This is a genomic window from Azotobacter armeniacus (assembly GCF_054779355.1).
This window is the reverse complement of record NZ_BAAGYK010000050.1, coordinates 55681-65268: the sequence shown is the minus strand read 5'-3', so window position 1 is coordinate 65268 and position 9588 is coordinate 55681. Positions and strand designations below refer to the sequence as shown.

The window sequence follows — 9588 nt, the reverse complement described above, 5'->3', positions numbered from 1 at the left end:
TCGATCCGGCACAGATCATTGCCTGGTCATGTTGGCGAAGGGCTCATCAGGCCGGGGCCAGGCGGGCTCATCTCACTTCCAAAATGCAACTGTAGTGCTAGGGCAGCACTGCTTGCGTGACGGTTCCGGGCCTCAGTGGGTGGGGATTTCCGGCAGGGCGAAGAAGCGCCGGGCGCAGGCCGTGCTGTGTCCGGCCAACGCCTCTTCGGATTCGTTGCGATGGCGGGCGACTTCGTGCAGCACCTCGGGCAGGAAGGCCGGCTCGTTGTGTCCGCTCTTGGGCCGGGGGCGCAGGGTTCGCGGCAGCAGGTAGGGGGCATCGCTTTCCAGCATCAACCGGCCGGCGGGAATTTCCCGCACCAGCGGGTGCAGGTGGGTGCCGCGGCGCTCGTCGCAGATCCAGCCGGTGATGCCGATGTGCAGGTCCAGGTCGAGGTAGGCGAAGAGCGCCTGGCGGTCGCCGGTGAAGCAGTGCACCACGGCCGCTGCAAGACTGTCACGGTAGTGGCGGAGAATGGCGACCAGGCGCTGGCTGGCATCGCGTTCATGGAGGAACACCGGCTTGCCGAGCTCGACGGCCAGCGCCAGTTGTTCCTCCAGGGTCTTTTCCTGCCGAGCGCGCGGGGACAGGTCGCGGTTGAAGTCGAGGCCGCACTCGCCGACGGCACGGATTCGCTCCTCCTTCAATAGATCGTGCAACTGGCGGGCACTGTCGGGAGTCCACTCGCTGGCATCGTGGGGGTGGACGCCAGCGGTGGCGAACAGGTGGTCGCCAGCCTCGTCCAGCTGTCGGCAGAGCGCCAGGGCCTGTTCGCTGTCCGCCACGCTGGTGCCGGTCAGCACCAGCTGGCAGACCCCGGCCTGGTAGGCGTGGGCCAGCAGAGCTTCGCGGTCATGGGCTAAGCTGGGGTGGGTCAGATTGATGCCGATATCGACGAGTTGCATGGCTATGCCTCGGAAAAGAACGCGGGGAGCATAGCAGAGCCTCTCCGCTGCAATTAAAAGACATGCAGAATCAGTAGTTTGACATCCTCGCGGACGAGCTGGTCTGGCCCTGGGTGAGGCACCGTGAGACTCTTGGTGGCTCATGCCCTGAGGAACTTTGCTCCAGATACGGGGTTCCTACTGCCTTGGTTTGTCCGTCACACGCTGTTTTCAGGAGACCGGATGACAATAAGAAGACTGCTACTTCTGGCCTGCCTGTTGAGTCTGTTGCCGTTTCCGGCGGCAGCGCGTCTGGCCGGGCCGCCGGAAGCCTGGCAGCGGCCGGGGGAAGTCCGCGATCTACCACAGGTGCGCAGCAGTGGCGTGCTGCGGGTGTTGGTTAATCAGAGCCGGAACAGCTCGGGCGAAGTGAATGGGCAGCCCATCGGCGTCGAATACCGGCGTTTGCGTGCCTTCGAGCAATACCTCAACCGCACCGCCAAGGACGGTCGCAGCCTTCGCCTGGAGATCATCCCCAAGGCCAAGGACCAACTGATTGCCGCCCTGCAGCGTGGCGAAGGCGATCTGGTCGCTCCTGGCGAGCTGATTCATCTGCGTGGGCACGGCGATGTCAGCCCCAGCGCGCCGATCATGAGTCGGGTACCGCTGGTCCTGGTCGGTCGCCAGGGCGCGCGCCGCTATCGGCGGCTCGACCAACTGGCTGGCCAGACCTTGGTGCTGCCGGCCGGCAGCGCCGTCGGCGCTGCCGTCCATAAGGTCAACGAGCAGTTGGCAGCACGCAAGCTGCGGCCGATCGTCATCGAGTGGCTCGATCCCAGCCTGGCGGTGGAGGACGTGCTGGAGATGGTGCAGGCTGGCATCTATCCCCTGACCGCGGTGGAGTTGCCGATCGCCCAGCGCTGGGCCAAGGTGCTGCCCAAACTGCAGGTGGAGTCCGAGGTGATCTTCTCCCGGGACGACAACCTGAGCTGGTTCGTCCGCCGCAATGCTGGCCTGTTGCGCGCCAGTGTCGATCATTTTCTCAAGAACTACCGCAGTCCGGCCGATCAGGATGCAGTCCTCCAGCGCGTCTACCGGCGCCTCTACAAGGTGCACAATCCCTTGGGCAGGGTTGAGCGCAAGCGCCTCGAGAAGGTGCGCCCGGTCCTGCAGCAGTATGCCAAACGCAACGATCTCGACTGGCTGAACCTGGCGGCGGTCGCCTTCAAGGAATCGACCCTGAATCCGGCGGCGCGCGGGGCCGACAGCGCCACCGGGCTGATGCAGGTCACTCCGGCTGCCGCACGCAGCGTCGGCGTGGGCAACATCCATCGGCTGGAAAACAACGTTCAGGCCAGTGCCCGCTACCTGGCTTCGCTGCGTCGGAAATTCTTCTCCAGTCCGCGCCTCAACGAGCGCGAACGCATGGCCTTCACCCTGGCGGCATACAACATCGGGCCGCAGCGGGTGCAACAGCTGCGGGCTGAGGCGAAGCGCCGCGGACTGAACCCCGACCAGTGGTTCTTCCAGGTCGAGCGCATTGCCGCCGAGCAGCTGGGCATGGGCGTGGTCAGCTACGTGAACAGCGTGAACAAGTATTTCCTCGCCTTCCACCGTGAACGCAATGTCCTGGAGTCTAAGCCACGGGTCGCCAGTCGCGACGACGATTGACAGGGCACCCTGTTCAGCGGCTCGGCATGGCCAGTGGCCAATGGAGCAGGGGGTGATAGACACTGCCCTGTTCGTCGCTCGTCGAATGAAAGAGTACGAAGCGTTCCGCCCTCCAGGCGAAGCCTGGAGGGCTGTCGAGGGCCGAGCGCTTTCGGCACTGGCGGGCCAGGGTGAGATGCGGCCAGAACGCACGCTCGTCGGGGGAATGGCCGGCGGCACGCAGGACGTTGTGCAACTCGCCGGCCAGCTGCAGCAGGGCTTCGGGCGGCTGGCTGGGAGCCAGGGAGATGAGGCCATGATGGCCGATCTCCAGACGATCGAGATTCAACTCGAAGCCTTTCCCCTGTATCTGGCCGGCCAATCGTTGCAGCTCCTCCAGACGCTCGACCGGCTGGCTGCCGAGAAAGGCCAGGGTCAGGTGCAGGTTGCGCCTGGCGACGAGACGGCCGTCGAGTGCCAGCCCGTTGCGCCAGATATCGATCTCCGCGGCCTGCCGGTGCGGCAGGGGCAGGCCGAAGAACAGGCGCAGGCTCTTGATGTTCATGACTCCCCCTCGCTGCCCTCGGCTCAAGGGTAGTCGATCTCGACCAGGTACCAGGTCTTTTCCCCGGTGGGCGTTGGCACCCGAATCTCGGCATCCAGCGCCTTGCCGACCAGCGCGCGGGCGAGGGGCGCGTCAATGCTGATCAGGTTCTGTTTCAAGTCCAGTTCGTCCGGGCCGACGATGCGGTAGCGTGCCTGTTCGCCGTCGTCGGCCTCCAGGGTGACCCAGGCGCCGAAGTAGACCTTGTTCAGGTCGGCAGGGCGCTCGCCGACCACCTTGAGCTTCTCCAGCCGCTTGGTGAGAAAGCGCACACGGCTGTCGATTTCCCGCAGCATCTTTTTGCCGTAGGTGTATTCGGCGTTCTCTGAGCGGTCGCCCTGGGCGGCAGCCTCGCTGACCGCCTGGGTCACCTGCGGGCGGCGCACATGCCAGAGTTCGTGCAGCTCGGCACGCAGGCGCGCTTCGCCTTCAGGGGTGATCAAGGGCGTTCCGGCGGGACGGGGCGGTCGATAACGGCTCATGGGCTTCGCGATGTCGAAAGAGGGCGAAGGAAGATAGCAAAACCCGCCTGCGGACTCAGCCTTCCTGCAGTACCTGCAGCGGACTGGCGTTCAGGGCGCGGCGGGTACCTAGCAGGCCGGCGGCGCCCACCAGCAGCGCGCCGAGCGCCGGCAGCAGCAGAAGCCAGGGATGGGGATGCCACTGCAGGTCGAAGGCGAAGCGGTAGAGCAGGGCGCTGGCCAGTTCGCAGCCCAGCGCGGCGAGTAGGCCGCTGAGTGCTCCCAGCAGAGCGAACTCCAGGCGCCTGGCTTGAACCAGCAGACGCCGCTCGGCGCCCAGGGCGCGTAGCAGGGCACCTTGGCGGAGGCGTTCATCGAGGGTTGCCTGCAGCCCGGCGAACAGCACGCAGAGGCCGGCGGCGAGGACGAATAGCAGTACGTATTCCACCGCCAGGGTGACCTGGGCGAGGATGCCGCGCAGCTGGGCCAGCAGGGCCTCGACCTGGAGCAGGGTCACCGCGGGGAAGCTGCGTGCCAGGCGGACCACGTCGGCGTCCTGGCCGGGCGGCAGGTAGAAGCTGGTCAGGTAGGTGGTCGGCAGATCCTGCAGGGTACCGGGCTGGAAGATCATATAGAAGTTCGGCTGGAAGCTGTCCCAGTGCACTTCGCGCAGGCTGCTGACCCGGGCATCGCGGGTGATGCCGCCGACGCTGAAGGTGAGGCGGTTACCGAGCTTGAGCCCGAGGCTCTCGGCCAGTTCGGCCTCGACCGACACTCCGGGCAGCTCGCCGCTGTCGAGCTTGTCCCACCAGTGGCCGGCGCTCAGGCGATTGTCAGCAGGCAACTGTTCGGCCCAGGTCAGGCTGAGGTCTCGCTGGGTGGCGCGCTCGCCGCGGGAGTCCTTGCTGACGACCTGCTTGACCGGCTCGCCGTTGATGGCGGTCAGGCGCCCTGCCACCACCGGGTAGAGCGGTGCGCTCTGCGGAGCGATTTGCGCCACTTCTGTCATGAAACGCTCCTTTTCCGCCGGCAGGACATTCAGAGCGAAATGATTGGGTGCCTGCTCTGGAAGCTGGCTCTGCCAGGTATCCAACAGCTCACTGCGTAGCAGGGCGATCAGGGCCATGGCCAGCAGGATCAGGCCGAAGGCCAGGGCCTGTCCGGCAGCGGCGAGGGGGTGGCGCAGCAACTGGCCGATTCCCAGCCGCCAGGCCAGCGGCGCCTCGGCCAGCAGGCGGCGCAGGGTACGCAGAGCGAGCAGCAACAGGGCGCCGAGGGAGAGTGCGGCGAGCAGGCCGCCGCCGAGCAGGGCCAGGGTGAGTCTCAGGTCCAGGCTCAGCCGCCACATGATCAGGCCGAGCGCCAGCAGGGCTGCGCCGTAAGTCAGCCAGGCGCCGGGCGGCACAGGCAGGAGATCGCGACGCAGCACCCGCAGCGGCGGAACCCGGCCGAGGGCAGCGAGCGGCGGCAGGGCGAAGCCGGCCAGGGCGACCAGTCCGGTCGCGCTGCCGGCCAGCGCCGGCAGCAGGCCGGCGGCCGGAACCTGTGTCGGCAACAGGTCTTGCAGCAGCCAGAACAGTACCTGTTGCGCCAGCCAGCCCAGTCCCGCGCCCAGGCTGCAGGCGAGCAGGCCGAGCAGGCCCAGCTGCAGTCCATAAAGGCCGAGAGTGGCGCGCCGCGACAGGCCGAGGCAGCGCAGCAGGGCGCTGGCATCGAAACGACGGGCCGCGAAACGCGCGGCCGACAGGGCTACAGCGATGCCGGCCAGCAGTACTGCGGCCAGGCTGGCGAGATTCAGGTAGCGTTCGCCGCGGGCCAGTGCACCGCCGATCTGCCGATTGCCGGCGCGGGCATCTTCCAGGCGCTGGCCAGCAGCGAGCTGCGGCTTCACCTGCTGGCGATAGGTCTGCAGCACCTGCGGGCTGCCACGCCACAGCTCGCGGTAGCGCACCCGGCTGCCAGGCTGCACCACGCCGGTGGCGGCCAGGTCGTCGAGGTGCATCAGCACCCGCGGCGTGAGACTGTAGAAGTTGCCGGCGCGATCCGGCTCGTGGGTGAGGACGCGAGTCAGGCGCAGGCTCTTTTCGCCCACCTCGAGGCTATCGCCGACTCTGAGGCTCAGGGCGATCAGCAGGCGTGCTTCGGCCCAAGCTTCGCCAGGGGAAGGTCCCGGACCGGGAGTGTCCGGCTGATAGGGAGCGGGTGCGCTTTTCAGCTCTCCGCGCAGTGGGTAGGCACTGTCGGCGGCCTTGACGCTGGCCAGCTGGATGCTTGTGTCGGTGGCGATCACGCTGGAGAACTCGACGACGCTGGCATGCTCCAGTCCGAGCGCCGTGCCGACCGCCAACTGATCTGAAGTGGCCGGGAAACTGCCGCTCAGGCGCAGGTCTGCGCCGAGGAACTCGGTAGCGCGCAGCAGCATGCCGGCATTCAGGCGAGCACTGAAATAGCCGATGGTGGTGGTTGCCGTCACTGCCACCAGCAGGGCGAAGAACAGCACCCGCAATTCCCCGGCACGGGCGTCGCGCAGCAGCTGGCGGACGGCCAAGCCCAGCAGGCGGAAGAAGGGCAAATCCATTCATGGCTCCGAAGCGACCAGGCGGCCGGCTTCCAGGCGTATAGAGCGCTGGCAGCGCCGGGCAAGCCGCTCGTCGTGGGTGACCAGCACCAGCGTGGTGCCGCGTTCCTGGTTGAGGGCGAAGAGGAGGTCGCTGATCCGCTCGCCGGTCTGACTGTCGAGGTTGCCGGTTGGTTCGTCGGCAAAGAGGATGTCCGGCTCGGCGGCGAAGGCGCGGGCGATGGCGACGCGCTGCTGTTCGCCGCCGGAGAGCTGCCTCGGGTAATGGGCGAGGCGCTGGCCGAGCCCCACCCGCTCAAGCAGCTCGCGGGCACGCTCCCGGGCATCGGAGCGGCCCTCCAGTTCGAGGGGGAGCATGACATTCGCCAAGGCGTCGAGCGTATCGAGCAGTTGGAACGACTGGAAGACGAAGCCGACATGTTCGGCGCGGATCCGCGCGCGGCGGTCCTCATCCAGGCCGGCGAGGCTGTGGCCGGCCAGCGCAACCTCGCCGGCGCTGGGCAGGTCGAGTCCGGCAAGGAGGCCGAGCAGGGTCGACTTGCCGGAGCCGGAGCTGCCGACGATGGCCAGGCTGGCGCCGCGGGGGAGATCGAGGTCGAGCCCGTGGAGGATGGTGAGTTCGCCTTCCGTACTGGAAACCACTTTGCTAAGGTTCTGCGCAACGAGAATGCTCGGGTTCATGGAGATTCCAATGCGTGGGTGGTTGCTGGGCGGTGCGCTGGCTTCGCTGCTCTTCTGGGCGCAAGGGGCGCTGGCGGGTACTGTGCTGGTCGTCGGCGATAGTATCAGCGCCGCTTTGGGAGTGGAAACCAGCCAGGGCTGGGTCGCACTGCTGGAGAGGCGTCTCGCCGAGCGCGGACTGGCGCACCGGGTGGTGAATGCTTCTATCAGCGGTGACACCAGTGCAGGAGGTCTCGCCCGCCTTCCTGCGCTGCTCGCCAGCCACAGTCCGGAGCTGGTAATCATCGAGCTGGGAGGGAACGATGGCCTGCGTGGACAGTCGCCACAACAATTGCAACAGAATCTTGCGGTGATGATCGACAGCTCGCACTCCACTGGAGCGCAGGTCGTGCTGCTCGGCATGCAGCTGCCGCCGAACTACGGGCCCCGCTACAATCAGGCCTTCAGCCGAGTCTATGCGACCCTGGCCGAGGAGAAACAGGTGCCGCTGGTGCCATTTTTCCTCGATGGGGTGGGAGGGGTGCCTGGAATGATGCAGGCCGACGGCATCCACCCGACCGCGGAGGCCCAGCCGAGGATGCTGGACAATCTCTGGCCTACCTTGGAGCCGCTGCTTTGACGGGTTGGCGAGAGCTTTGCGAAAAGGGGGCTTTCCGGGCTTTTCCGTGCATGTTCTTTCGGCTAATGTTGCGCCCCCTTCTGGAGCCCTCGATGCCTCGTCCCGCCTGGTCCTTGCATGCCTATTACCTGATCGAGCCGGATGAGCAACTCGATCTATTCGCCTGTCGCGAGGTACGTTTGCATCTGGCCGGCCGTCAGCTGGAGCTGGGCGGCCAGATCGATCGGACCCTGTGCGGCGGCCTGCTGCCAGCACAGCCACGCTGGCGCGGCCTGACCAAGCCGCTACTGCGCGATGACCGGCTTTGTCCGGCATGCCGGGCCGCCCTGGAGGCACAGCGCCGGGGTGATTGCGTGGGCTGGTCGATTCCCTGGGTCCTTGGCTAAACGGGCCGATGATGCTGTACAATCACGAATTCTCACTTGGGCTCCCCATGCCAAGGACTGTCCCGATGTTTGCGCGTGTTGCTGCTTCCCTATCTTTCTCGACGCTGCTGAGTGCTCCTCTGGCGGCCTTGGAGTTGCCGCTCCCTCCGCCTGGCGAGGATGTGGTCGGGCAGGTACAGGTCATCAAGGCCAAGTACGAGGACACCTTCGCCGATATCGGTCAGGCCAACGACATCGGCTACCTGGAAATGGTCGCGGCCAACCCAGGCGTGGATCCCTGGCTGCCGGGGGGGGGGACCGAGGTGCTCCTGCCGACGCGCTACATATTGCCGCCCGGTCCCAGGGAGGGAATCGTCATCAATTTGGCCGAGTACCGCATGTATTATTTTCCCAAGGATCAGAATGTGGTGCATACCTATCCTTTGGGAATCGGGCGTGAGGGTTGGGGTTCTCCTGTCGCCGAAGCTCGCATCACCGGCAAGATCAAGGACCCGGCATGGTATCCACCGAAATCGATTCGCGAGGAGCATGCCGCCGACGGCGATCCGCTGCCGGCCATAGTTCCAGCTGGTCCGGACAATCCGTTGGGGCCTTTCAAGTTCACCTTGAGCTTGTCTGGCTATCTGATCCATGGTTCGAACAAGAAATTCGGTATCGGCATGCGAGTCAGCCATGGCTGCTTCCGCATGCTGAACCACAACGTGCTGGAGCTGGCGAGCATGGTGCCGGTGGGCACCAAAGTGCGCATCATCAACGAGCCATACAAGTTCGGCATCTCGGGTGGCAAGGTTTACCTCGAGGCCCATGCTCCGCTAGAGGACGAGCCGGTGAAGTCTTCCGTGGTGGACAAGCATGCGGCGCTGGTTGACGAGTTGCTCAAGCGCAATGACTTGCTGGGCCAGTGGCGGCTGGATTGGGAAGTTGTACGAGAAGTCGTGGCGGCGGAAGATGGCTTGCCGGTTGAAATATCCGGGAAGTCGGGTCTGGTCAGCACTAATGGAATGGATATCTGAGAACTGCCCGTGGTTTGAGCGAGTTGACAGCGCAGCACCGATCTTATTTGAGGTCTTCAAATAAAAAGCCGACCCGCTTGTGGGTCGGCTTTCTTGTCTCTAAAGGAACAATTACTTGCGGCTGGCTTTTTCCAGCATGCGCAGGGCGCGCTCGTTGGCTTCGTCAGCGGTCTGTTGAGCGCGCTGAGCGGCTGACAGAGCTTCGTCGGCCTTGCGGTAGGCTTCGTCAGCACGAGCCTGGGCGCGAGCAGCTGCATCTTCGGTGGCGGTGATGCGAGCTTCACTTTCTTCTTTGGCGGCGCTGCTGCAACCTGCGGCCAGCAGGGCGGCCAGGGTCAGAGCGGAAATTTTCAGAGCGTTGTTCATTGTGTTCCCCTTTTGAGGTGGCTTTCATCTTAAAAGCAATTTCCCGTGCGAGGGAAATTCGCCGAGCAACATACTACCTATAACTTTTAGTAAGTAAACTGAGCATGCACAAGACCGCTATGTTTTTTTGAGGCGGCTTCAAGGAATTCATGAAATTGACTAAAAATTATCCAAAAATTGTGTATGCAAAAGGATCTATCGAGGCTTGAGGGCGCTTAATGGATTATTCTTGTACCATCACTGCTCATCGGATAAACAGGTGGCTCTCCTCGACGCGTGCTACACCGAAAACGAAAAGCAGTTGCC

Annotated in this window: 10 protein-coding genes; 4 read left to right on the top strand and 6 right to left on the bottom strand. The window is 64.8% G+C overall.

Annotated elements, in window-relative coordinates:
• Nucleotides 1-132 precede the first annotated feature (132 nt).
• Entirely contained in the window at nucleotides 133-945 is an 813-nt protein-coding gene (locus ACYVD0_RS10920; RefSeq protein WP_460426846.1) for an amidohydrolase family protein, read from the bottom strand.
• A gap of 222 nt (nucleotides 946-1167) precedes the next feature.
• Here ACYVD0_RS10920 and ACYVD0_RS10915 point away from each other — a divergent pair, with 222 nt between their 5' ends.
• Nucleotides 1168-2595 carry an MltF family protein gene (locus ACYVD0_RS10915; RefSeq protein WP_460426845.1) on the top strand — a complete coding sequence of 476 codons (1428 nt, stop codon included), beginning with the start codon at nucleotides 1168-1170 and terminating at the stop codon, nucleotides 2593-2595.
• Nucleotides 2596-2608: 13 nt separating this feature from the next.
• On the opposite strand, the gene thpR is transcribed toward ACYVD0_RS10915, so the two are convergent.
• Genes thpR through ACYVD0_RS10895 form a run of 4 tightly spaced genes read right to left on the bottom strand, consistent with a single transcriptional unit; the run spans nucleotide 2609 to nucleotide 6898 of the window.
• Nucleotides 2609-3139, bottom strand: a complete 531-nt coding sequence (gene thpR / locus ACYVD0_RS10910; RefSeq protein WP_460426844.1) for a 2'-5' RNA ligase family protein — start codon at nucleotides 3137-3139, stop codon at nucleotides 2609-2611.
• Nucleotides 3140-3162: 23 nt separating this feature from the next.
• The gene (gene greB, locus ACYVD0_RS10905; RefSeq protein ID WP_460426843.1) at nucleotides 3163-3660 is read right to left on the bottom strand and encodes a transcription elongation factor GreB; all 498 of its coding nucleotides are present in this window, start codon (nucleotides 3658-3660) and stop codon (nucleotides 3163-3165) included.
• A 55-nt stretch (nucleotides 3661-3715) separates the two neighbouring features.
• Nucleotides 3716-6217, bottom strand: a complete 2502-nt coding sequence (locus tag ACYVD0_RS10900; protein ID WP_460426842.1) for an ABC transporter permease — start codon at nucleotides 6215-6217, stop codon at nucleotides 3716-3718.
• The gene (locus ACYVD0_RS10895) at nucleotides 6218-6898 is read right to left on the bottom strand and encodes an ABC transporter ATP-binding protein (protein WP_460426841.1); all 681 of its coding nucleotides are present in this window, start codon (nucleotides 6896-6898) and stop codon (nucleotides 6218-6220) included.
• A gap of 10 nt (nucleotides 6899-6908) precedes the next feature.
• On the opposite strand from ACYVD0_RS10895, the gene ACYVD0_RS10890 reads away from it, so the two are divergent.
• The 3 genes from ACYVD0_RS10890 (at nucleotide 6909) to ACYVD0_RS10880 (ending at nucleotide 8916) form a co-directional block, all read left to right on the top strand.
• Complete coding sequence (locus tag ACYVD0_RS10890; protein ID WP_460426840.1) at nucleotides 6909-7517, top strand: arylesterase; 609 nt, start codon at nucleotides 6909-6911, stop codon at nucleotides 7515-7517.
• A 92-nt stretch (nucleotides 7518-7609) separates the two neighbouring features.
• A complete protein-coding gene (locus ACYVD0_RS10885; RefSeq protein ID WP_460426839.1) occupies nucleotides 7610-7903 on the top strand; it encodes a hypothetical protein in 294 nt (97 codons plus the stop codon).
• Between the two features lie 65 nt (nucleotides 7904-7968).
• The gene (locus ACYVD0_RS10880) at nucleotides 7969-8916 is read left to right on the top strand and encodes a L,D-transpeptidase family protein (RefSeq protein ID WP_460426838.1); all 948 of its coding nucleotides are present in this window, start codon (nucleotides 7969-7971) and stop codon (nucleotides 8914-8916) included.
• 111 nt (nucleotides 8917-9027) lie between these two features.
• Here ACYVD0_RS10880 and ACYVD0_RS10875 read toward each other — a convergent pair whose 3' ends face one another.
• On the bottom strand, nucleotides 9028-9282 hold the full coding sequence (locus ACYVD0_RS10875; RefSeq protein WP_460426837.1) for an Lpp/OprI family alanine-zipper lipoprotein: 255 nt from the start codon (nucleotides 9280-9282) through the stop codon (nucleotides 9028-9030).
• Nucleotides 9283-9588: the final 306 nt, after the last annotated feature.